At 70.6% G+C, this 20,208-nt stretch carries 21 protein-coding genes; 8 read left to right on the forward strand and 13 right to left on the reverse strand.

The window, feature by feature from the left end; all coding sequences use genetic code 11:
• The first annotated feature begins 155 nt into the window (after positions 1-155).
• On the forward strand, positions 156-422 hold the full coding sequence (locus tag MTES_RS08705; protein ID WP_013584874.1) for a helix-turn-helix domain-containing protein: 267 nt from the start codon (positions 156-158) through the stop codon (positions 420-422).
• Complete coding sequence (locus MTES_RS08710) at positions 419-1,735, forward strand: type II toxin-antitoxin system HipA family toxin (RefSeq protein ID WP_013584875.1); 1,317 nt, start codon at positions 419-421, stop codon at positions 1,733-1,735. Before MTES_RS08705 ends, MTES_RS08710 begins: the two co-directional genes overlap by 4 nt.
• A 54-nt stretch (positions 1,736-1,789) precedes the next feature.
• On the opposite strand, the gene MTES_RS08715 is transcribed toward MTES_RS08710, so the two are convergent.
• Complete coding sequence (locus MTES_RS08715; protein ID WP_013584876.1) at positions 1,790-2,374, reverse strand: nitroreductase family protein; 585 nt, start codon at positions 2,372-2,374, stop codon at positions 1,790-1,792.
• Positions 2,375-2,589: 215 nt separating this feature from the next.
• Entirely contained in the window at positions 2,590-3,951 is a 1,362-nt protein-coding gene (locus MTES_RS08720; RefSeq protein ID WP_043361244.1) for a glucose-6-phosphate dehydrogenase, read from the reverse strand.
• A 102-nt stretch (positions 3,952-4,053) separates the two neighbouring features.
• Between MTES_RS08720 and MTES_RS08725 the strand changes: the two genes are divergently transcribed.
• The 3 genes from MTES_RS08725 to MTES_RS08735 all read left to right on the forward strand — a co-directional run bounded on the left by MTES_RS08725 (position 4,054) and on the right by MTES_RS08735 (position 7,109).
• The gene (locus MTES_RS08725) at positions 4,054-5,826 is read left to right on the forward strand and encodes a glycoside hydrolase family 15 protein (RefSeq protein ID WP_013584878.1); all 1,773 of its coding nucleotides are present in this window, start codon (positions 4,054-4,056) and stop codon (positions 5,824-5,826) included.
• 200 nt (positions 5,827-6,026) lie between these two features.
• Positions 6,027-6,713, forward strand: coding sequence for a hypothetical protein (locus tag MTES_RS08730; RefSeq protein ID WP_013584879.1), 687 nt, complete (start codon positions 6,027-6,029; stop codon positions 6,711-6,713).
• A 15-nt stretch (positions 6,714-6,728) separates the two neighbouring features.
• Positions 6,729-7,109 carry a VOC family protein gene (locus MTES_RS08735; protein ID WP_013584880.1) on the forward strand — a complete coding sequence of 127 codons (381 nt, stop codon included), beginning with the start codon at positions 6,729-6,731 and terminating at the stop codon, positions 7,107-7,109.
• Between the two features lie 7 nt (positions 7,110-7,116).
• Here MTES_RS08735 and MTES_RS08740 read toward each other — a convergent pair whose 3' ends face one another.
• The 5 genes from MTES_RS08740 to MTES_RS08760 all read right to left on the reverse strand — a co-directional run bounded on the left by MTES_RS08740 (position 7,117) and on the right by MTES_RS08760 (position 12,777).
• Complete coding sequence (locus MTES_RS08740) at positions 7,117-8,274, reverse strand: hypothetical protein (protein WP_013584881.1); 1,158 nt, start codon at positions 8,272-8,274, stop codon at positions 7,117-7,119.
• Between the two features lie 302 nt (positions 8,275-8,576).
• A complete protein-coding gene (locus tag MTES_RS08745) occupies positions 8,577-9,701 on the reverse strand; it encodes an ABC transporter permease (protein WP_013584882.1) in 1,125 nt (374 codons plus the stop codon).
• Positions 9,698-10,582, reverse strand: coding sequence for an ABC transporter ATP-binding protein (locus MTES_RS08750; protein ID WP_013584883.1), 885 nt, complete (start codon positions 10,580-10,582; stop codon positions 9,698-9,700). Before MTES_RS08750 ends, MTES_RS08745 begins: the two co-directional genes overlap by 4 nt.
• Positions 10,583-10,856: 274 nt before the next feature.
• On the reverse strand, positions 10,857-11,525 hold the full coding sequence (locus MTES_RS08755) for a response regulator (protein WP_013584884.1): 669 nt from the start codon (positions 11,523-11,525) through the stop codon (positions 10,857-10,859).
• Positions 11,518-12,777 (reverse strand): sensor histidine kinase, encoded by a 1,260-nt coding sequence (locus tag MTES_RS08760; protein WP_043361248.1) that lies wholly within the window; start codon positions 12,775-12,777, stop codon positions 11,518-11,520. The genes MTES_RS08755 and MTES_RS08760 overlap by 8 nt, the downstream gene beginning before the upstream one ends.
• 143 nt (positions 12,778-12,920) lie before the next feature.
• Between MTES_RS08760 and MTES_RS08765 the strand changes: the two genes are divergently transcribed.
• Positions 12,921-13,493: an NADPH-dependent FMN reductase gene (locus MTES_RS08765; protein ID WP_013584886.1), complete on the forward strand. Its 573-nt coding sequence runs from the start codon at positions 12,921-12,923 to the stop codon at positions 13,491-13,493.
• 185 nt (positions 13,494-13,678) lie between these two features.
• Here MTES_RS08765 and MTES_RS08770 read toward each other — a convergent pair whose 3' ends face one another.
• The 3 genes from MTES_RS08770 to MTES_RS08780 all read right to left on the reverse strand — a co-directional run bounded on the left by MTES_RS08770 (position 13,679) and on the right by MTES_RS08780 (position 16,685).
• Positions 13,679-14,923 (reverse strand): RNA polymerase sigma factor, encoded by a 1,245-nt coding sequence (locus MTES_RS08770; RefSeq protein ID WP_013584887.1) that lies wholly within the window; start codon positions 14,921-14,923, stop codon positions 13,679-13,681.
• A 46-nt stretch (positions 14,924-14,969) separates the two neighbouring features.
• Positions 14,970-15,398, reverse strand: coding sequence for a YciI family protein (locus MTES_RS08775; RefSeq protein ID WP_013584888.1), 429 nt, complete (start codon positions 15,396-15,398; stop codon positions 14,970-14,972).
• A 441-nt stretch (positions 15,399-15,839) separates the two neighbouring features.
• Positions 15,840-16,685: an exodeoxyribonuclease III gene (locus tag MTES_RS08780; RefSeq protein WP_013584890.1), complete on the reverse strand. Its 846-nt coding sequence runs from the start codon at positions 16,683-16,685 to the stop codon at positions 15,840-15,842.
• A gap of 323 nt (positions 16,686-17,008) precedes the next feature.
• On the opposite strand from MTES_RS08780, the gene pyrE reads away from it, so the two are divergent.
• Positions 17,009-17,587: an orotate phosphoribosyltransferase gene (gene pyrE, locus MTES_RS08785; RefSeq protein WP_013584891.1), complete on the forward strand. Its 579-nt coding sequence runs from the start codon at positions 17,009-17,011 to the stop codon at positions 17,585-17,587.
• A 191-nt stretch (positions 17,588-17,778) separates the two neighbouring features.
• On the opposite strand, the gene MTES_RS19540 is transcribed toward pyrE, so the two are convergent.
• The 3 genes from MTES_RS19540 to MTES_RS08795 form a co-directional block, all read right to left on the reverse strand.
• On the reverse strand, positions 17,779-17,931 hold the full coding sequence (locus tag MTES_RS19540; RefSeq protein WP_013584892.1) for a hypothetical protein: 153 nt from the start codon (positions 17,929-17,931) through the stop codon (positions 17,779-17,781).
• A gap of 22 nt (positions 17,932-17,953) precedes the next feature.
• Positions 17,954-18,784, reverse strand: a complete 831-nt coding sequence (locus tag MTES_RS08790) for an HAD-IIA family hydrolase (RefSeq protein ID WP_013584893.1) — start codon at positions 18,782-18,784, stop codon at positions 17,954-17,956.
• Positions 18,785-18,876: 92 nt separating this feature from the next.
• Positions 18,877-19,047, reverse strand: coding sequence for a CsbD family protein (locus MTES_RS08795; RefSeq protein WP_013584894.1), 171 nt, complete (start codon positions 19,045-19,047; stop codon positions 18,877-18,879).
• A 192-nt stretch (positions 19,048-19,239) separates the two neighbouring features.
• On the opposite strand from MTES_RS08795, the gene MTES_RS08800 reads away from it, so the two are divergent.
• A complete protein-coding gene (locus tag MTES_RS08800) occupies positions 19,240-20,187 on the forward strand; it encodes an SDR family NAD(P)-dependent oxidoreductase (protein ID WP_013584895.1) in 948 nt (315 codons plus the stop codon).
• The last annotated feature ends 21 nt before the right edge of the window (positions 20,188-20,208 follow it).

Below are 20,208 nucleotides of genomic sequence, written 5' to 3' on the forward strand. Positions count from 1 at the left end.
GGCGAGGAGAGGGGAGTCCGCGTGACGTTCTCGGCATCCGTCGCCTTCCGTCGCGTTGGAGAGGTGATGTTGTATCGGGAATCGAACGAATGATGATTCCCCATACGACATCACGGATACAATGAAGTCGTATCGGGAATCAACCAGGAGGCCTCATGCGCGCGCACATCGAATCCCCCGCGGACATCGGTCACGTCGTCCGTCGCATCCGTGAGTCACAGGGGTGGTCGCAGCGGAAGCTCGCCGCGGCCCTCGGCGTCGGCCAGCGCTATCTGCACGAGCTTGAGGTCGGTCGCGCGAAACGCATCGATGATCACTATTTCGAGGTCCTCTCCACGCTGGGGATCAATTTGGTTGCGGAGTTCGATGACGCTCTCGTGCGCCGGGTCGCCTCAGCCTCGAGCTCGAGCTCTGCGGAGTGACTGTCGACCGTGTGCCGGTCGTGCTGTACGGCACGATGATCGGTCACCTGACGCGAGAAGGCTCCCGCGCCGTGCTTCGGTGGTCCGCGGAGGCTGAGCAGCGATGGGGTCTCCGGTCGCGCGTCCTCAGCGCGAGTCTGCGCGTCGGCGAAGAGTCCGCAGACCTCAGCGAGTCGTTCTTCGGCGCGCTTCTGCCTGAGGGGGAGCACATCGCCCGCCTGGCGCGAGACGTGAAGGTCGACCGAGGAGATCTCATCGGGTTGTTGGCCGAGGTCGGCGCAGACCTCGCGGGCGCTTTGCGGATCAGCGGTGCTGCGGCGGACCCCCGCCGCGAGCCCGAACGGCTGTCGGCTGCCGAAGTCTCGGCTCTCCTGGACCGGGCCGACGGCTTCCTTCTGGGAGGGGGCGGTTCCGCTCTGCCCGGTTTTCAGCGCAAGCTCACCCTTACCCGCGGGGATGGCGGGTGGATCCGCGGCAACGGTGTTCTGCCGTCGACCCACATCCTCAAGCCCGTGGGGCCGGACGCGCGCAGCGCCGTCGAGGCCGAGGCCTACGCGCTCGCGGTGGCCCGCCACGCGGGACTGACCACGATGGACTCGTGGGTCGAGCAGATCGGCGCGAGGTGGGTGCTCGTGATCGAGAGGTACGATCGTCGCCTTGTCGGCACCCAGATCGAGCGCCTCCACCAGGAGGATGCGGCGCAGGCGCTCGGCATCCCGTGGGGCGGCAACGAGAAGTTCGAAGAGAACGACTCCCGTGTGTCTCTGCGAGCGGTTGCGGGCCTGCTCGATCGCGGCGGAAACCTGTTCGCCGAGCGAGACGCTGACAAGCGTCGGCTCCTGCGATACGTCGCCTTCAATGTCGCGATGGGCAACACCGACGCCCACGCCAAGAATTTCTCACTCCTACACGACGACAGCGGGGCCACGTCGCTCGCGCCGATCTACGACGTCGCCCCGCTCGCCCTCGCGTACGGTGCCACGACGCGTCTGTCGATGTGGGTCGACGGCGTGCAGCACCTGCCCGAGGTGACGCGAGAAGATCTCGTGGCCGAGGGCAGGTCCTGGGGACTGAAGGATGCCGTCGCAACGGCGGCGGTGGACGAGACGCTCAGCGCGATGGTCGAGGCGACTCGAAGACTGCCCGCTCACGACAGCATCGAGGCCCACGTACCGGGATATGTCCGAGGTCAGGCGCAGGACCTTCTCGACGGCGAGCCCGCGCGCATCGCCTCCCACCTGCCGCTGATGCTGCGCGAGCGCCTCGGGGCGCCCCAGCCCCGCGGCGATGCTTCCGCCGAACCGTCGAGGTGACACGCGTTCGCCCCCGCACCCAGGTTCGGGTGCGGGGGCGAACGCCTGTCGGGGTCAGGCGTCGACGAGCAGCGAGTCCGCGACCGTGCGGCGCTCGCGCGGGGCGAGCTCGCGCTGGCGCAGGCCCTCTTCGGCGGCGTCGACGTCACCGAGGGTGCCCACCGCGATCACGGTCACGGGGACGAAGCGGGGCTCGATGTCGAAGGCGGCGCGGAGCGCGTCCGCCTCGAAGCCGCCCATCTGGTGGGTCGCGAGGCCCTCGGCGTGCGCCTGGACGGTGAAGTGCGCGGCGGCCTGGCCGGCGTCGTACAGCGCCCAGGGGCGCGCCTCGCCCTCGGCGGTCTCGGTCTCGGCGAGCACCACGAGCAGAGCGCCTGCGGCGGGGGCCCAGGCCTGGTTGAAGCCCATCAGGGCCGACACGATGCGCTGGTGCGCGTCGGAGCCACGGCGCGCGAGGAGGAAGCGCCACGGCTGGTGGTTCATGCCCGAGGGAGCCCACCGGGCCGCTTCCAGGGCGGAGCGCAGCGCGGTTTCGTCGATGGGCGTCTCGGGATCGAAGACGCGGGTGCTCCAGCGCTCGGCGAGGACGTCGAGGATGGGGGCGTCGGTGGGGGCGGTGCGGTCGAGAACGAGAGACATGGGTACTCCTGAGAACGAGGACTGAGCCGGGACGCCGTTGACCCGAACCAGTGAACGCCACTCGCGCGTGAGATGTTCCCGTGTGACGCCGCGCGTCGTCGCCTCAAAGGGAGGTCTCAGGATGCCGCGCCCCGGCGCAGTCGGCCCGACGGGCGCGAGTCATCCCACGACTCGGGCCCCGAGCCCGGGTGCCGCGAACGGCGGGGACGCGCCGGTCAGCCCTGCCAGGAGGCCGGCCCCGTGCTTCCCGCCGGGTACTCGTCGAGCGGCACCTTGTTCTGGCGCCACGCGTCGATCACGGGCTGCACGATGCGCCAGCACTGCTCGGCCGCATCGCCGCGGACGGCGAGCATCGCGTCGCCGTCGAGGATGCCGGACAGGACTTCGCCGTAGGCCTTGAGCGCGCCCTCGCCGAGATCTGCGGCGAGGGCCACGCGCTCGAGCTCGAGCGGGTCGTCGGCGCCGTTGACGTTGAGTTCGAGACTCATCGTGTCGGGGCCGAGCGAGAAGACGAGCTTGGACGGCTCGCTCTCGCCGACGAAACCGGTGGGAAGGTGCCGCACGGGCTTGAACGTGACGGTGACGGCCGGGTCTCCGGCATCCAGTGCCTTGCCCGACCGCAGGGTGATGGGCACGCCCTGCCATCTCGTGGTGCGCACTTCGACGGTCATCTCGGCGAGCGTCTCGGTGTCGCGCGAGGGGTCGACGCCGGGCTCGTCCACGTACGAGACGAAGTGGCGGTCGCCCACGTCGCCGGCGGTGTAGCGCGCGCGGCGGGAGTTCGCCACGGGATCGTCATCGAGCACGTGCGTGGCGCGCAGGACGGCCGCGGTCGCATCGCGCAGATCGAGCTGGTCGAGCGAGGAGGGCGGCTCCATCGTGACGAACGCCATGACCTGCAGCAGGTGGCTCTGGATCATGTCGACCAGTGCCCCGGCGGAGTCGTAGTAGCCCGCGCGGCCTTCGAGGCCGAGCTTCTCGGGGAAGTCGACCGTGATGGTGGCGATGTCGTCGGCCGACCACACGCTCTCGATGAGGCGGTTCGCGAAGCGCACGCCGAGCAGGTTGAGCACGGTGGAACGGCCGAGGAAGTGGTCGATGCGGAAGACCTGGCTCTCGGGCACGAGCGTCGCCAGCTGCTGGTTGAGCTTGTGCGCGCTCGCCTCGTCGGTGCCGAAGGGCTTCTCGAGCGCGAGGATCGTGCCTTCGGGGATGTTCACGTCGGCGAGAGCGATGCACGACTTCTCGGTGACGGCCGGGGGCACGGCGAAGTAGAGCGCCGGGCGGCCCTCGGCCGCGTCGAGAAGGGTCAGCAGATCGGCGGCCTTCGTGATGTCGGCTTGTGAGTAGGTCGTCGCCGAGACCTGGTCGAAGGCCGCGTCGGCATCCATCGTCTGGAACGCCTGGTGGACGACCTCGCGCCAGTGCTCGTCGGTCCAGTCGTCCATGCCTGCGCCGTGCAGGCGCACCGAACGCCCCGGCTCGCGCGCGAGCAGTTGCCCGAGCGCCGGGAGGAGCAGTCGCGAGGTGAGGTCGCCCGAGGCGCCCAGGATGATCAGGGTGGTGTCCGCCGCCATGCCGCTCACTGTAGCGATCCCCTCCGACGTCGCCGTGCCCTTGCGGCGGACCGCTAAAGAGGTACATAGGTTTGAGCCGGTGTTTGCTGCCATGATCCGAGGGTGACCACTCCGATCGAGGACTACGCCGTCCTCAGCAACTGCCGCTCCGCCGCCCTGGTCTCTCGCGACGGGAGCATCGATTGGCTCTGCCTGCCGCGCTACGACAGCGGATCGATGCTCGGCGCGCTCCTCGGAGACGGGTCGCACGGGCGGTGGTCGCTGCGGCCCGCCGACCCCGCGGCGCGGGCCACCCGGCGGTACGACGGCGACACGTTCGTGCTCGTCACCCGCTGGGAGACGGAGACCGGCGTCGCCGACGTCTACGACGCGATGCCCGTCGATGAGGGCGTCGAGGCGGTGATCCGTCGCGTGGTCGGGGTGTCGGGCGAGGTCGATTTCGTCAGCGAGGTGCGATTGCGCTTCGACTACGCCCGCGCGGTCCCGTGGGTGCAGCAGATCGGGCAGGGCGGCGAGCACGCGATCCTCGCCGTCGCCGGCCCCGACGCGGTCGTCGTCCGGGGACCGCGGCTCATCGCCGTGGACACCGCCCACCGCGGCCGGTGGACGACGGCGGCCGGGCAGAGCGTCGATTCCGTGCTGTCGTGGGGGGCGTCGTGGCAGGAGCCCCCGGCACCGTTCAACGTCGAGGCGGCGCTCGAACGCACGCGCGAGTGGTGGGCCGCGTGGGCCGACCGGGTGCAGTCGGCCGGGACGCATGCGGCCCTCGTCACGCGCTCGCTCATGGTGCTGCGGGCGCTCACGCACTCCGAGACGGGCGGCATCGTCGCCGCGGCGACCACCTCGCTGCCCGAAGCCTTCGGCGGTTCTCGCAACTGGGACTACCGCTACGTGTGGCTGCGCGACGCCGCGCTCACGCTGAGCGCCTACATCGATCACGGATACCTGGATGCCGCCCAGCACTGGCGCACCTGGCTGCTCCGCGCGATCGCGGGCGATCCGGCCGACGTGCAGATCATGTACGGCATCGCGGGGGAGCGCGACCTCCCCGAGCGCGAGATCCCGAGCCTGCCCGGGTACGGGGGAGCCGCGCCCGTGCGAATCGGCAACGGCGCGGTCACGCAGTACCAGGCCGACGTCATCGGCGAGGTCATGGTCGCGCTCGAAGCGGCGCGGAACGCGGGCGTCGAAGAGACGACCTTCTCCTGGTCGCTCCAGCGCGCGTTGCTGAACCAGCTCGCCGGAGAGGTCGACAAGCCCGACCTCGGTATCTGGGAGATGCGCGGCGAACCGCACTTCTTCACGCACTCCCGGGCGATGGTGTGGGCTGCTTTCGACCGTGGCATCCGGGCCGTCGAAGAGGGCGGTCACGATGGCGAGGTCGACACCTGGCGGACCCTGCGCGACAAGGTGCGCGCCGACATCGACGCGCGGGGCGTGCACGACGGCGGCTGGTTCACGCAGCATTTCGACACCGACGAGGTCGACGCCTCGCTCCTCGTCCTGCCCCAGGTCGGTTTCTGCGCGTACGACGATCCGCGCATGCTCGCCACGGTCGCGCGGATGGAGGAGACCCTCATGCCCGACGGCTGGCTGCTGCGCTATCGCACGACCGGGGTCGATGGGCTGAGCGGTGACGAGCATCCGTTCCTCGCCTGCTCGTTCTGGTTGGTGGGGCAGTACGCGCACAGCGGGCGGCGCGACGAGGCCGTGGCGTTGATGAAGCGCCTGACGGCAGTCGCGAACGACCTCGGCCTGCTGTCGGAGGAGTACGACCCCACGACCGGGCGGCAGGCGGGAAACACCCCGCAGGCGCTGTCGCACCTCGCGCTGGTGGGCGCGGCCGATGCCCTGGATGCCACGGCCGCAGGCTGAGCCGCCGCCCGGCGGAGGTGGCTGAGCTTGTCGAAGCCTCCGGTCCCTTCGATGGCCTCCGGTCCCTTCGACGGGCTCAGGGACCTGGGTTGCGGCGGAGGTGGCTGAGCTTGTCGAAGCCTCCGGTCCCTTCGACAAGCTCAGGGACCTCGCGCGGTGACGCCGCCCCTACGCCTCCGCCACGGCCCTAGAGTCGTCGCATGGACGACGACGTCGAGCTGCGGCGCCTGCGCGAGCAGGTGTACGGCGTCGACGGTGCCGAGGCCACCCCGGCCATGATCGCCCGCCTCGCTGAGCTCGAGGAGAGCGCCCGGACCGAGACGACCGAGGGGGATCCGCCCCCGGAGACACCGGATGCCGAACCCCCGGCCCCCGTGGTCGAGGTCACCGAACCGGCCGCCCGCCGCCCCGCCCTCCGTGCCACGTTGATCGGGATCGGCGCCCTCGCCCTCGTGGGTCTCGGCGTCGCGCTGGGATCCTCGCTGTCCGCTCCGCCGTCGACCGCCGCGACCACAGCGACTCCCGACCCCGCGGAGGAGAGCCTGCCGGAGCTCACGTTCCCCCAGACGGTCGAGGACGTCATCTCGGCCGAGATCCTGAGCGACAGCGGCATCGACCCCTCCAGCACGCGCTACATCGCGACCGTGAGCGACTTCCGCATCTACCTCGCGCGACCGGACGACGGCGATGGGCGGTGCATCGCGACCTTCACCTCCACCGACAACCGTCCCTGGTCCGCCGGATGCGCGAGCGGAGCGCAGATCGGGGCCGCGGTGTTCGGCGTCGACAAGACGCTGACCGTCGCGATCGGCGAGCCGGTCTCGTCGGGGGTCGACGGCATCCCGATCCGTCTGTCCGACAGCGTCACGGCCTTCGTGGCGCGCTGAACGAAGGAGAAGTCCATGTTCGATCCCGCCGGTGCCTTCTCAGGCTTCGCCGTCGACGACCTCGACGCCGCGCACCGCTTCTACGCCGAAGCCCTCGGCCTCACCGTCGAGGTGTTCGCCGACACGGGCTTCCTCTCGCTGCAGCTCGGTTCGGGTGGGAGCGTACTCGTCTACGGCAAGCCGCATCACGAGCCGGCGTCGTTCACGGTCCTGAACTTCCCCGTCGCCGACGTCGAGGCGGCCGTCGACGACCTGCGGTCGCGCGGCGTCGAGACGAAGATCTACGACGACGCGGACTTCCCGACCGACTCGCGCGGGATCATGCGCGAGGGCGGGCCGTTGATCGCATGGTTCCGCGACCCGGCGGGCAACGTCCTCGCCGTCCTCGAGGAGTGAGGCCGTCTCAACCCGTGGCGCGAAGGTTCGTGCCGTTCGCGTCGAGGCGGAAGAACGCGTCGCGATAGTCGTCGCGCAGGCCGAACGACATCTCGGGGACTCCGACGTTCCGGATGAACGTCGGGCTCTGGACATCGTCGTCGGTGGCGCGCTCGATCAAGGCCGTGGCCCCGTCGGTGGGCAGCCCGCTCTGGGCCGATGCCTCCTCCATCGCGGGCCAGAGCCGGTCAAGGGCGACGTCCGACCACGAGAACTGCTCCTCGGGGAGCTCGGGCTGGCTGTGGGCGGCGCCGTCGTGGCTCACGACCCCGCCGCGGTAGGCCCACTCGTCGGTCTCCACGGCACCGACGCGGATCGGGGCGTCGACGATGACGGCATCCGGGATCACGGTGATCGACACCACCCGGTCGTGTCCGATCGCCTCCTGGAGCGCTCGCTCCGCGGTCGCGAGCGCGTCGGGGTGGCGCATGTCGACGCTCAACCGGCCGTCCGACCACGCGTCGAGGGTCAGCCCGGCCGCCTCGCGGAAGGGCAGCACGACCACGGCACCCGCGAGCACGGCGACGAGGGCGAACAGGGCCAGACGCAGCGGTCGTCCGCGGCGGCCGATGCCGATCAGCGGTCCACGGCGGCGCCCCTTCTCGATACGCGTCCCGGGCGGAATCGGTCGCACCTCGACCTCGGAACGCGGCGGGACGACGAGGCGGTCGATCTCGGCGGGTGAGAGCTCCCCGTCGGCGAAGGCGATCTCCGGCCCGCCTTCGATGAGGATCGCGACATCGCGCTCGAGGCCCGCCTGGTACGCCGCCAATTCGGTCAGAGGCACGAGCTTGCGGATCGTCGTCGCCCATGCCTCACCGGTGAGGGCGATGACCGTGACGTCGATGTCGCACACGGGCTGCTCGTTGATGAAGGTGCCGGTCTGGCGCACCGAGTCGACGCGCGCACGTCCGAGGCGCCGGGCGTCACGAGCGTCCTGGACCGCCGCGGGCGACGGTAGCGAGGCGGCGAGTCCCCCGGCCAGTCGCGTGATGGTGGTGGCGGCGATGCAGACCCCGATCGCGATGCCGAAGATGAGCATCCCCGGGTCCGGATTCCCCAGCAGCGAGACGACGAGACCGCCGATCGCTGCCCCCAACGCGGCGAAAGCAAGAAGGCGAAGCACCGAAAAAGCCTAATCGCCCCGGGGGAACGCGACGAAAAGGGGGAGGGATGCCGAAGCCGTGGCATCCCTCCCCGTTCCCGCCCCGCGGGGTCGAGGTCCCTGAGCCTGTCGGGGTCCTGAGCCTGTCGGGGTCCCTGAGCCTGTCGGGGTCCCTGAGCCTGTTGAGGTCCCTGAGCCTGTCGAGGTCCGTGAGCCTGTTGAGGTCCCTGAGCCTGTCGAAGGGACCGGAGGCTTCGACAGGCTCAGCCACCTCTGCCGCCGCGCCGGGCGGCTCAGCCACCTCCGCCGCCGCGCCCGGCCGCTCAGCCCTTCAGCGCCTCCGCGAGCTTCACGCGCGCCCCCATCCGCAGCAGCGAGTTCCGGTAGATGCGCGAGCCGATGCCGATCGCGACGACGCACGAGGCGATCAGGACCAGGAGCGACAGCACCGGCTCCCACCACTGGGCGTCGCCGAGGTACATGCGCAGCGGCATCCCCACCGGCGCCGAGAACGGCACGTACGACATGATCGTCAGCACGACGGGGTTGTCGTTGAAGAAGATCACGAGGAAGTACGGCGCCATGATCAGCATCGTGATCGGGGTGGTCGTGGCGCCGATGTCCTCCTGGCGCGAGACCATCGCCGCCGCGGCGGCGAACAGCGACGCGAGCAGCACGAAGCCGAACAGGAAGAAGATCGCGAACCAGGCGATCGGGGCGCCGAGGGCGCTCAGCACCCCGGCCTGATCCGTCACGGCCAGCCCGATCACCGCGACCGCGGCGAGCAGCACGATCTGCGCCATCGCGAGCACCGTGTTGCCGAGCACCTTGCCGGCCAGGAGCGCGCGCACCGGGATCGCCGAGATGAGGATCTCGACCACGCGCGTCTGCTTCTCCTCCACCACGCTCTGCGCGATGGTGCCGCCGAACGTCGACGCGGCGATGAGGAACACGAGCCCGAAGGCGAGGGCGATGAAGTAGCGCAGCGCGCTCGCCGCGCCAGCTCCCGGCTCGAGCTCCTGCACGGGCGGGGTCTCGCTGAGCATCTGCAGAAGCGTCGAGGGAACGTTGTCTTTCACCACGACGGTGTAGTCGAAGGCGGCATCCGAGGATCCCGAGACCAGGGCGGCATCCACCGTCCCGTCCTCGACGAGGGCCTTGGCGGCGTCGTCGCTGTCGGCGACGGTGACCTCGAGACCGTCGAGACCGGACACGGCCTGCTGCGTCTGCGCGGTCACGGCGACGGGGGTTCCGCTTCCCGAGAGGTTGTTCGCGGCGAAACCGCCCCAGACGACCGAGGCGAGGGCCGCCAGGACGAGGATCACCGTCGAGATGACGAACGCCTTGCTGCGCAGCTTCGAGCCGATCTCGCGCTCGGCGACGAGCCAGATGCTCTGCAGATCGCTGGGGGCGCGGTGCGCTGTCTGGTTCCGCTGTGCGGTGCTCACTGGATGACCTCCTTGAAGATCTCGGCGAGGGTCGGTCTCTGGGGGGCGAAGCTGACGACGTCGCCGCGAGAGACGGCGCCCCGCAGCACGCGCTGCGCCGAGGCGTCGTCGTCGGCGTCGAACAGGGCGTAGCCGCCGTCGAAGTCGAGCACGGTCACGCCCGGCTCGTCGCGGAGCCACCCGGCATCGCCGCGCGAGACCAGCTCGTAGCGGTGGGTGGCGTGCTCGGCCCGCAGCGCGTCGCGGGTCCCGGCCGCGCGGATCGTCCCGCCCGCGATGATGACGAGGTCATCGCACAGGCGCTCGACGACGTCGAGCTGATGCGACGAGAACAGCACGGCGGCGCCCGAGGCCGCCTTCTCCTGCAGCACTCCGGCGACGACGTCGACCGCAAGCGGGTCGAGGCCCGAGAACGGCTCGTCGAGGATGAGCACGTCGGGTTCGTGGACGAGGGATGCCGCGATCTGCGCGCGCTGCTGATTGCCGAGCGAGAGCGTCTCGACGAGGTCGCCGAGGCGCTCGCCGAGTCCGAGGCGCTCGAGCAGCGCGGTCGCCTTCGCGGTGGCCTCGGCCTTGCCGAAGCCGTGCAGCCGCGCGAGGTAGGCGATGTGCTCGGCGACCTTCATCTTCGGGTACAGCCCGCGCTCCTCGGGCATGTAGCCGAAGCGGCGGCGGTCGCCCGTGGTCACGGGAGAGCCGTTGAGCTCGACCGATCCGGCGTCCTTCGCGAGCACGCCCAGGGCGATGCGCATGGTGGTGGTCTTGCCGGCGCCGTTGCCGCCGACGAAGCCCGTCAGCCGGCCGGGGGCGACGGTGAAGCTCACGTCGTCGAGCACGCGGCGGCCGCCGTAGCTCTTGGTGATGCCGTTCAGATCGAGCACGGTGCATCCCTTCTTCTCAGTACCTCCACGCTAGGGAGGGAGGGGTGCCCGCACCTCCGCCCGCGGTGGGGTTGTGCCCCTCCCCCCTGAGGAGGAGACCCGTGAGGTTCCTGAGCTCGTCTCCGCGGTCCCTGAGCCTGTCGAAGGGACCGCTCGCGTGCTTCCGGTGGCTTCGACGGGTTCAGCCACCTCGCGTCGAGGTTCCTGGGCTCGTCCCCGAGGTTCCTGAGCTCGTCCCCAAGGTTCCTGAGCCTGTCGAAGGGACCGGTCGCGCTCAGGCCAGTCCGTGCCGGTGCGCGAGCACCACGGCCTGCACGCGGTCGCGCGCGCCGAGCTTCTGCAGCACGTTCGACACGTGCGTCTTCACGGTCGCCTCGCCGATGAACAGCCGCGCGGCGATCTCGGCGTTGCTCAGCGCCTCGGCGACGAGCTTCAGCACCTCCGACTCCCGCTCGGTGAGCGGCTCCGCGAGCGACAGAGGGGGACGAACGGATGCCGCGGGCTCGGGCGCTCCTCCCGACGCGAAGCGCGCGATGACGCGGCGGGTGACCTCCGGCGCGAGCAGGGCGTCTCCTGCCCCGACGATGCGCACCGCGGAGACGAGTTCCTCCGGTCCCGCGTTCTTCAGGAGGAACCCGCTCGCCCCGGCGGACAGGGCGGCGAAGAGGTAGTCGTCGCGGTCGAACGTCGTGACGATGAGGATCGCGGCATCCGAGTCGGGGTCCGCCGTCAGCAGCCGCGTCGCCTCCAACCCGTCCATGTCGGGCATCTGCACGTCCATGCAGATCACATCCGGGCGGAGCTCCGCCGCGGCGGAGATCGCTTCGCGGCCCGTGGCGGCCTCTCCGACCACCGTGATGTCGTCTTCGAGCGAGAGGATCGTGCGGAAGCCCGCGCGCATCATCGCGTGATCGTCGACCAGCAGGACACGCAGCTCAGACATGGGCGACCTCGCTCTCGGTCGCGGGCACGCGGACACGCACGAGGTAACCGCCCCGGGAGCGCGGGCCGATCTCGATCGTGCCGCCCGACACGGCCGCACGTTCGCGCATGCCGAGCTGGCCGAGTCCCGGCGTCGTCGAACCGGAGCGTCCGGTGTTCGCGACCTCGAGCTCGATGGCATCCGTGTCGAAGCGGAGCCGCACATCGGCCGTGGCGTGGGGGCCGGCGTGCCGGCGCGCGTTCGTGAGCGCCTCCTGGGCGATGCGGTACAGGTTCACCTGCACGAGGGGAGGCGGGTCCTGCGCCGGTTCGCCGATCACGGTGAAGGTGGTGGGAAGGCCCGCGGCGGAGGCCTCGTCGACGAGCGCCGCGATCGAGGTCAACCCGTGCGTGGTCGGCGCGGTGTCGGGGCCGCTGTCGCTGCCGGGCGCGCGTAGCGTCTCGAGCAGTTGCCGCAGCTCGTGGAGGGACGTCCGAGCGGAGCCCTCGATGCCCGACAGCACCTCGCGCGCCTTCTCGGGGTCCTTCGTCAGAACGGCACGGGCGACCCCGGCCTGCACCCCCATGAGCGACACGTGGTGGGCCACGACGTCGTGCAGTTCACGGGCGATGCGCACGCGGTCGAGAGCGACGGCTTGGGCCGCGGTCACTTCGCGCTCGGACTCGAGCTCCGCGGTGCGCTCTTCGAGGGCCGCGCGCTCGCGCATCTGCTGGTACGAGCGGTCGCCGAAGTAGTAGGCGCCCCCGAAGAACAGGGCGTTCACGCCGATGGTGAGCAGTTGGTACGCCACGAAGGGGGAGAACGATCCCGCCCGGGAGAAGGCCCCCTCGACCTCTTCACCGACGGGGAGGGTGGCCTGCTGGAACATGACGACGAACAACCACGCGAACATGCCCACGATGAGGGCGATGCGCACGATGGTCGCGCGTCGCCGGTTGGTCTCCCATGCGCCGACCGTGTAGAGCGCGATGAACATCGCGATGTTGCCGGCGTAGAGCTCGGGGATGCGGAAGGTCACGGCGAGGAAGTACGCGAAGGTCACGATGACCGCCGCCACCGACGGCCACCGTCGGCGGAACGCCAGCGGGATCGCGAGCACAGCGACGTAGCCGAGCGCCACGGCGAGAGAGCCCTGCTGGTCACCGTAGATGCCCGAAATCGACGACAGCACCGCGCTCAGCCCGCCGCCGAGGAACAGCACGACCGCGAGCACGATGTCGTTCCGCTGTTGCGCGCGCGTGAGTCGTGGCATCCCTCCACGCTAGAGCCGACCGCCGACACCTGCATCCCCCGCGCGACGGAGTCAAGAGCAGGGGGAATACAGCTTCGGCGGGAAGGCTTGCACGAGAACGAACCCGGGCGCTCGGCGCCCCCGTCATCCCAGAGAGGATCACCGTGACCGACTACACGATCGGCTACATCGTCGGAAGCATCTCCAGCACCTCGATCAACCGCCGTCTGGCGAAGGCCCTCGAGAAGGTCGCTCCCGAGGGAGTGACGCTCAAGGAGATCCCGATCAAGGACCTCCCCTTCTACTCGCCCGACTACGACGGGAACTTCCCCGAGGTCGCGAAGGACTTCAAGAAGGCGATCGAGGATGCCGACGGCGTCTTCGTCGTGACCCCCGAGTACAGCCGCTCGATCCCCGGCGTGCTGAAGAACGCGCTCGACTGGTCGGCGCGCCCCTACGGCGAGGCGTCGTTCAACGACAAGCCGACCGCCGTGATCGGCACCTCGCAGGGCGGCATCGCCACCGCCGCGGGCCAGCAGCACCTGCGCGCGGTGCTCCTGCACTACAACGCCCTCGTCCTCGGCCAGCCCGAGGGGTACATCCAGTCGACCCCCGGGCTCTTCGAAGAAGACGGCACCGTCACCGACGAGGGAACCGCCGCGTTCCTCCGCTCGATCATCGAGGCGCTCGTGACGCTCATCCAGCGCACCGCTCCCGCCGAGGTCCCCGCGGTCTGAGGCGCGGTCACGGCGGGGTCGGGGTTTCGTCCCGGCCCCGCCGTACCTGCCGCTGTGCGTCGGCACGACTCGGACCGCGCCACCCCGAGGTCCCTGAGCTTGTCGAAGGGACCGGGACCAGCCGTGATCACGCCATCCCGAGGTACCTGAGCCAGTCGAAGGGACCGGGACCAGCCGAGACCGGGTCAGCGGCGCAGTGCCTCGGCCTTCCGCCGCAGGAGCGCCGCCTCACGCTCGTTGCGGCTGCGGTCTGCGGCCTCGAGCAGTTCCGCGCGCGCCTCGCGCGTGCGCCCCAAGCGTGAAAGCAGCTCCCCCCGCACCGACGGGATGAGGTGCGAGCCTTTCAGCGCTCCGCTCGCCGCGAGCCCGTCGACGATCGCGAGAGCCCCGAGGGGACCGGATGCCATCGACACCGCGACCGCGCGATTGAGCTCGACCACGGGACTCGGGGCGATGCGGCCGAGCATCTCGTACAGCAGCACGATGCGGTCCCAGTCGGTCGCGTCGACGCTGGCAGCCTGGGCGTGACACAAGGCGATGGCCGCCTGCAGCTGATACGGGCCGCGCCCGCGGCCGAGGGCGTCGGCGCGCTCCAGCAGGGCCGCACCGCGGGCGATCGCCGAGCGATCCCACCGCCGGCGGTCCTGGTCGGCCAGGAGCACGGCATCCCCGTTCGCATCGACGCGGGCGGCGAAGCGTGAGGCCTGCAGCTCCATAAGCGCGGAGAGCCCCAGGGCCTCGGGCTCGCGGGGCAGCAGCCGGTTGAGCACGCGACCGAGACGCACGGCCTCGTGCGCGAGTTCCGTGCGCAGGACGGCGCCGCCGGCGCTCGCCGCGTAGCCCTCGGTGAAGACGAGATAGACCACGCTGAGCACCGCCCCGACGCGCGCCGGCCACTCCGACGGATCGGGGACGGTGAACGGCACGCGCGCCGCCGACAGCGCCTTCTTCGCGCGCACGATCCGCTGCTGCATCGTGGGGACGGGCACGAGGAAGAGCCGCGCGATCGCGTCGGTTTCGAGACCGCCCACGACCTTCAGCGTCATGGCCACCTGCGCCTCGCGGGCGAGGACCGGATGGCACGCCGTGAACACCAGGCGCAGCACGTCGTCGTCGATCGGCTGCCACTCGGCATCCGTGATCTCGTCCAGGTCCGCACCCATGAGCCGGTACTTCTCATCGAGGTTCCGCTGTCGCCTCCACCCGTCGATAGCCCGGCGCTTGGCGACCGCGGTGAGCCACGCGCCGGGGTTGTTCGGCACGCCGTCGCGGGGCCACTGCACGAGCGCTTCGGCCACGGCATCCTGAGCGAGGTCCTCGGCGGTCGGAAGGTCGCCGACCACGCGCGCGAGCGTCGCGACGATCCGGGCGCCCTCGATGCGCCAGATCGCCGCGACGCGTCGCGCGATGTCGTGGTCGGAGCTCGTCATCCGGTGCCCGCCGCTCCCGCCGCTGTGCCGCGTGACCGCGCGAGGGTCACCGCGAGGCCTGCTCCTCGCGCCAGCCCTCCTCCTTCTGGATGTACTCGTTGTCGGCGAACGCCGCGAAGTCGGTCTCGTCGGTCACCCGACGCACCTCGAGCTTGTTGCCCGCGATCAGAGGCGCGCGCCGCGCCCACTCGACGGCCTCTTCTTTCGTCGACACCTCGATGATCCAGAAGCCGTTGAACAGCTCGTGGGTCTCGCCGTAGGGGCCGTCGGTGACGACCGGCTCCTCACCGCCGAACTCGACGACGAAGTTCTGGCTCATGTCCTCGGCCAGGCCGTCGCCGGCGACGAGTACGCCCGCGTTCACCATGGACTCGTTGTACGCGCCCATCTCGTTGATGACCTGCTCGAACGGGATCTTCTTGTACGCCGCGTACGCCTCGTCGGTGCCGCGCATGATCAGCATGTACTTCGTCATGGTCTCTTCTCTTCTCTGCTCCGAGGGGTGCGAGTGCCTGCCCCTACTATCGCGTCGAACGGGCTGTGGCGGAATCGACAGGCTCCCGAAAAATTTCGGAGCCTGTGTGTGGTCGGTTCACCAGAATCGGACGGATGCAACGGATTCGGATGCCGCGGGGGTGTGCGTCCGATTCCGTGGCGGTGGTCCGCTTCTGCTGTCGTCGCGGGGCGGAGTGAGCGCGGCGGGTGCTCGACTCGCGCGGTCTGTGTCGCGCGGGACGTTCACGAGGGTCGTGCGGCCTGCGCGCGCGGGCAGGTCACCGGAATCGGAGGGGACCATCGGATTCGGATGCCGCGGCGGCATCCGTCCGATCCTGTCGCGCCGGTCCGATTCCGGTGCGCGGGTCGGAACGCGCGCGTCGGCGCGGGGCGTCGTCAGCCGGATGCCACGCCCCGGCGCTCAGCCGAAGATCATCGGTAGATCGTCGTCGTCCCCGGCATCCGTCGGGTCGAGATCGGCGACGACGGGGACGTGGTCGCTGGGGACCTCGCCCTTGCGTTCGTCGCGGTGGATCTCGGCGCCCTGCACCGCGTCGGCGAACGCGCGCGATCCGAGGATGAAGTCGATGCGCAGGCCCTCGTTGCGGGGGAAGCGCAGCTGCTTGTAGTCCCAGTAGGTGTAGCCCGTGGGGATCAGCGGCCGGACGACGTCGGTCAGCCCGGCCGTCTCGAACGCCGCGAAGGCCGCCCGCTCCGCCGGAGAGACGTGGGTCGTCGCGCCCTCGACGACCGTGGGGTCGCCGTTGTCGGCATCCGTCGGGGCGATGTTGAAGTCGCCGGTCAGCGCGAGCGGGAGGTCGGGGTCTTTCGCGAGCGTGTCGGCGGTGTACTGCCGGAGCTTCTCGAGCCAGTCGAGCTTGTACGCGTAGTGCGGGTCGTCGAGTCCGCGCCCGTTCGGGACGTAGAGGCTCCACACCCGCACCCCGTTGACGGTCGCGCCGATCGCGCGCGCCTCCTGCGGGAGGTCGGGGCCTTCTTTGCCCTTCTCGAAGCCGGGCATGTCGGGGAAGCCGATCTCGACGTCCTCGAGCGGCTCACGGCTCGCGATCGCGACGCCGTTCCACTGGTTCAGCCCGTGCGCGGCGACGTGGTATCCGGCCTCCTCGAAGGCCGCGTACGGGAACTGCTCCGTCTTGCACTTGATCTCCTGCATCGCCAGCACGTCGATGTGCTCGCGCACGCAGAACTCGACGGTGCGGGTGACGCGAGCGCGGATGGAGTTGACGTTCCAGGTGGCCAGGCGCATGGCATCCAGCCTACTTTCGCGCACCGACATCGCCGTCCGATCTCGCGCGCCGGCCGTGGCGCCCGAGCTCTTGGGCCCCGGCCGTGGCGCCCGAGCCGTGGTGCCCGAGCCGCGGTGGCCGAGCCCTTGGGCCCCGGCCGTCACGCCCGAGCCGTGGCGCCCGAGCCCTTGGGCCCCGGCCGTCGCGCGGAGTTCCTCGCCGGCGCGCCGCTCCCGGCGCCGCGGCCACGGTGAGTCGCCCGCGGACTCCGCGGGACGGATGCCGGAGCCCGGCGCCGCGCCATCCCGCGGTCGCGCGCGGCCGGGGCAATAGACTCGACGCCGTGACCGCCGCCAGCACGCCCGAGCTCGAAGCCGACCGCCAGGCCCTCATCTGCCTCATCAACGCCGAGGCGGTGTTCCACGGCGACTTCACCCTCTCGAGCGGCAAGAAGGCGACGTACTACGTCGACATGCGCAAGCTCACCCTCGACCACCGGGCCGCCCCCGCGATCGGACGTCTCGTGCTCGACCTGGTCAAAGACCTCGACGGTGTCGTGGCCGTCGGCGGTCTGACCCTGGGCGCTGACCCGATCGCCAACGCCGTCATGCACGAGTCGGTGCACGCCGGCCGCCCGCTCGACGCGTTCGTCGTGCGCAAGGAGCCGAAGGACCACGGCCGCGGCCGCCAGATCGAGGGCGCCGACGTGAAGGGCAAGCGCGTCGTCGTCGTCGAGGACACCTCGACCACCGGTCAGTCGGCGCTCAAGGCCGTCGAGGCCCTGCGCCGCGAGGGTGCCGAGGTCATCGCCGTCGCCGTCATCGTCGACCGCAAGACGGGCGCTCAGGCGGCGATCGAGGCCGAGGGCCTGCAGTGGCTGGCATCCATCGATCTCGACGACCTCGGGCTGCAGCCGCAGTAAGCCCCGCCCGCGGTCTCCCGCCGCGTCACGGGCCCTCGCCGCGTCACGAGAACAGGCCACGCACCCAGAACAGGTCGTTCACGCGGATATCGCCCTGTCGCGGTGGCGTCCCCTGTTCTGGCGACATCGCCGGACGCCGGATGCCGGACGCCGGACGCCGGATGCCGGACGCCGGACGCCGGGTGCAGGGGTCAGCGCCGTTCGTCGTCGCCCGGGCCCGGACCGTCGAACGGGTCACGCCGTCCGCCGCCGCGCCGCGAACGCCGCCACTGCACGATGAGGGCGACCAGGCTGCCGGCCGTGATGATCAGGGCCGAGATGAGCCAGAGTGTGCGGTCGTCCACGGGTTCGTCCTCTCGGATGGGCCTAGAGCCCTTCGGCGAGGCCGTCCTCGCCGTCGGCGAAGTCGCTCTCGAGGGGCTCGTCGCGCACCAGCTCCGCAACGGAACCGAGGATCTCGTCGGGGCGGAACGGGTACCGCTCGATCTCGCGCTCGTCGCTGATGCCCGTCATGACGAGTACCGTGTGCAGGCCCGCCTCGATACCCGCGACGATGTCGGTGTCCATGCGGTCGCCGATCATCCCGGTGTTCTCGCTGTGGGCACCGATCCGATTCAGCGCCGACCGGAACATCATCGGGTTGGGCTTGCCGACGATGTAGGGCTCGCGCCCCGTCGCCTTGGTGATGAGCGCGGCGATCGCCCCGGTCGCGGGCAGCACGCCCTCGGTCGAGGGGCCCGTGGCATCCGGATTCGTGGCGATGAAACGCGAACCGCCGCGGATGAAGCGGATCGCCTTGGTGATCGCCTCGAACGAGTAGTTGCGCGTCTCGCCGACCACGACGTAGTCGGGGGCCGTTTCGGTCATGATGAACCCGGCTTCGTGGAGCGCGGTCGTCAGCCCCGCCTCGCCGATGACGAAGGCGGACCCTCCGGGCATCTGCGACTTGAGGAAGTCGGCGGTCGCGAGCGCCGAGGTCCAGATCGACGACTCGGGCACCACCAGGCCGGAGGCCCGCAGCCGGGCGCTCAGATCGCGCGGCGTGAAGATCGAGTTGTTGGTGAGGACGAGGAACGGCGTGCCCTCGGCACGCCACTGCGCCAGGAGCTCGGCGGCTCCCGGGACGGGGGTGTTCTCGTGGACGAGCACGCCGTCCATGTCGGTGAGCCAGCACTCGATCTCGGCACGGGTTCGCATGGGGTCAGCCTAGCCTCGACGTCCGACATCACCACCGGGACAGCAGACGGGAGGGCGGGGCCGCCACCCCACCCTCCCGTCGTTCATGCGGCTTACTTGAACGCGTCCTTGACGTTCTCGCCGGCCTTCTTGGCGTGCGCCTCGGTCTGCTCGAGCTTGCCCTCGGCCGCGAGCCGGTCGTTGTCGGTGGCGTTGCCGATGGCTTCCTTCGCCTTGCCGACGATGTCCTGAGCGGCGTTCTTGATCTTGTCGTCGAGACCCATGATCGGTTCCTTTCGGGGATGTATCGGCGTCGCGGAACGGTCAGGTCACGCGGCGGAGCGGGTGCGCTCACAGGGAAGACGGGACGAGTGGGCGATTCGTCACGCGAAGCCCGGATTTTTTTCTCGCGCACCGGTATGCCGGATCCGGAATGCACCCGTGACGCCGCCGCCGCTTCTGGTTAGGGTCGGAGGGTGACGCGCGCGGAGTGGGACCCCAGGAACCTGCCCGACCTCTCGGGTCGGACGTACCTCGTCACGGGTGCCACGCGCGGACTCGGTTTCTTCGCGTGCGAGCAACTCGCCGCCGCGCGCGCCCACGTGCTGCTGACCGGACGCAGCCCGCACAAGCTCCAGACCGCGAAAGAGGCGCTGAAGAGGTCGAATCCGGATGCCTCGATCGAGACGCTCCTGCTCGACACGAGCAACCTCGGATCGGTGCGCGCCGCCGCGGCCACCGCGCGCGCCCGGGGCCGGCTCGACGGTCTGCTGCTGAACGCGGGCATCGTGCACCCGCCGAAGAACCGCGAGACCGCGGGCGGCCACGAGCTGGTCTTCGCCACGAACGTGCTGGGGCATTTCGCCCTCGCGGGCGAGATGCTCAAGCCCCTCGCCGCGGCGCGCGGCCGGATGGTCTGGGTCGGCAGCATGTCGACCTCTCTGTGGAACCACGTTCCGACCGACCCCGAGCTCGTCGAGGGGTACTCGCCGTGGCGCGCGTACGTGCAGTCCAAGGCGGCCACGACGGCTCTCGGGCTCGAGGCCGATCGTCGCCTGCGCGCCCACAGCGTTCCGGTGGAGAGCCTCGTCGCGCACCCCGGCTATTCCACGAGCGGCCGCACGCGCGGCATCCGCGGGGTCAACGAACCGACACGCCTGTCGCGCTTCGTCGACAACCTGCAGGCGCCCGTGACGCAGTCGAAGGAACAGGGTGCGTGGTCGCTCGTGCGCGCCCTCGTCGACCCGACGGCCGAGGGCGGGACCATGTACGGTCCCGCGCTCGTGGCCCGCGGTCTTCCGCGTCCCGCGACCCCGTCCCGCCGCGCGCGGGCGACCGACCTCGGCTCCGACCTGTGGCTCGCGTGCGAGACCGCGACCCACGTGCGGTGGCCCTTCGACCGGGTGCGGCGCGCGGCATCCTGAGTCCGTCGTGTCCGTGTCGGG

Origin of the sequence: Microbacterium testaceum StLB037 (genome assembly GCF_000202635.1) — a bacterium.
Taxonomy (GTDB): domain Bacteria; phylum Actinomycetota; class Actinomycetes; order Actinomycetales; family Microbacteriaceae; genus Microbacterium; species Microbacterium testaceum_F.

Coding starts and splice junctions, on each gene's coding strand:
- MTES_RS08705 (WP_013584874.1), top strand. CDS start 156: ATGCGCGCGCACATCGAATCCCCCGCGGACATCGGTCACGTCGTCCGT.
- MTES_RS08715 (WP_013584876.1), bottom strand. CDS start 2,374: ATGTCTCTCGTTCTCGACCGCACCGCCCCCACCGACGCCCCCATCCTC.
- MTES_RS08720 (WP_043361244.1), bottom strand. CDS start 3,951: ATGGCGGCGGACACCACCCTGATCATCCTGGGCGCCTCGGGCGACCTC.
- MTES_RS08730 (WP_013584879.1), top strand. CDS start 6,027: ATGGACGACGACGTCGAGCTGCGGCGCCTGCGCGAGCAGGTGTACGGC.
- MTES_RS08735 (WP_013584880.1), top strand. CDS start 6,729: ATGTTCGATCCCGCCGGTGCCTTCTCAGGCTTCGCCGTCGACGACCTC.
- MTES_RS08755 (WP_013584884.1), bottom strand. CDS start 11,525: ATGTCTGAGCTGCGTGTCCTGCTGGTCGACGATCACGCGATGATGCGC.
- MTES_RS08760 (WP_043361248.1), bottom strand. CDS start 12,777: ATGCCACGACTCACGCGCGCGCAACAGCGGAACGACATCGTGCTCGCG.
- MTES_RS08770 (WP_013584887.1), bottom strand. CDS start 14,923: ATGACGAGCTCCGACCACGACATCGCGCGACGCGTCGCGGCGATCTGG.
- MTES_RS08775 (WP_013584888.1), bottom strand. CDS start 15,398: ATGACGAAGTACATGCTGATCATGCGCGGCACCGACGAGGCGTACGCG.
- MTES_RS08780 (WP_013584890.1), bottom strand. CDS start 16,685: ATGCGCCTGGCCACCTGGAACGTCAACTCCATCCGCGCTCGCGTCACC.
- MTES_RS08790 (WP_013584893.1), bottom strand. CDS start 18,784: ATGCGAACCCGTGCCGAGATCGAGTGCTGGCTCACCGACATGGACGGC.
- MTES_RS08795 (WP_013584894.1), bottom strand. CDS start 19,047: ATGGGTCTCGACGACAAGATCAAGAACGCCGCTCAGGACATCGTCGGC.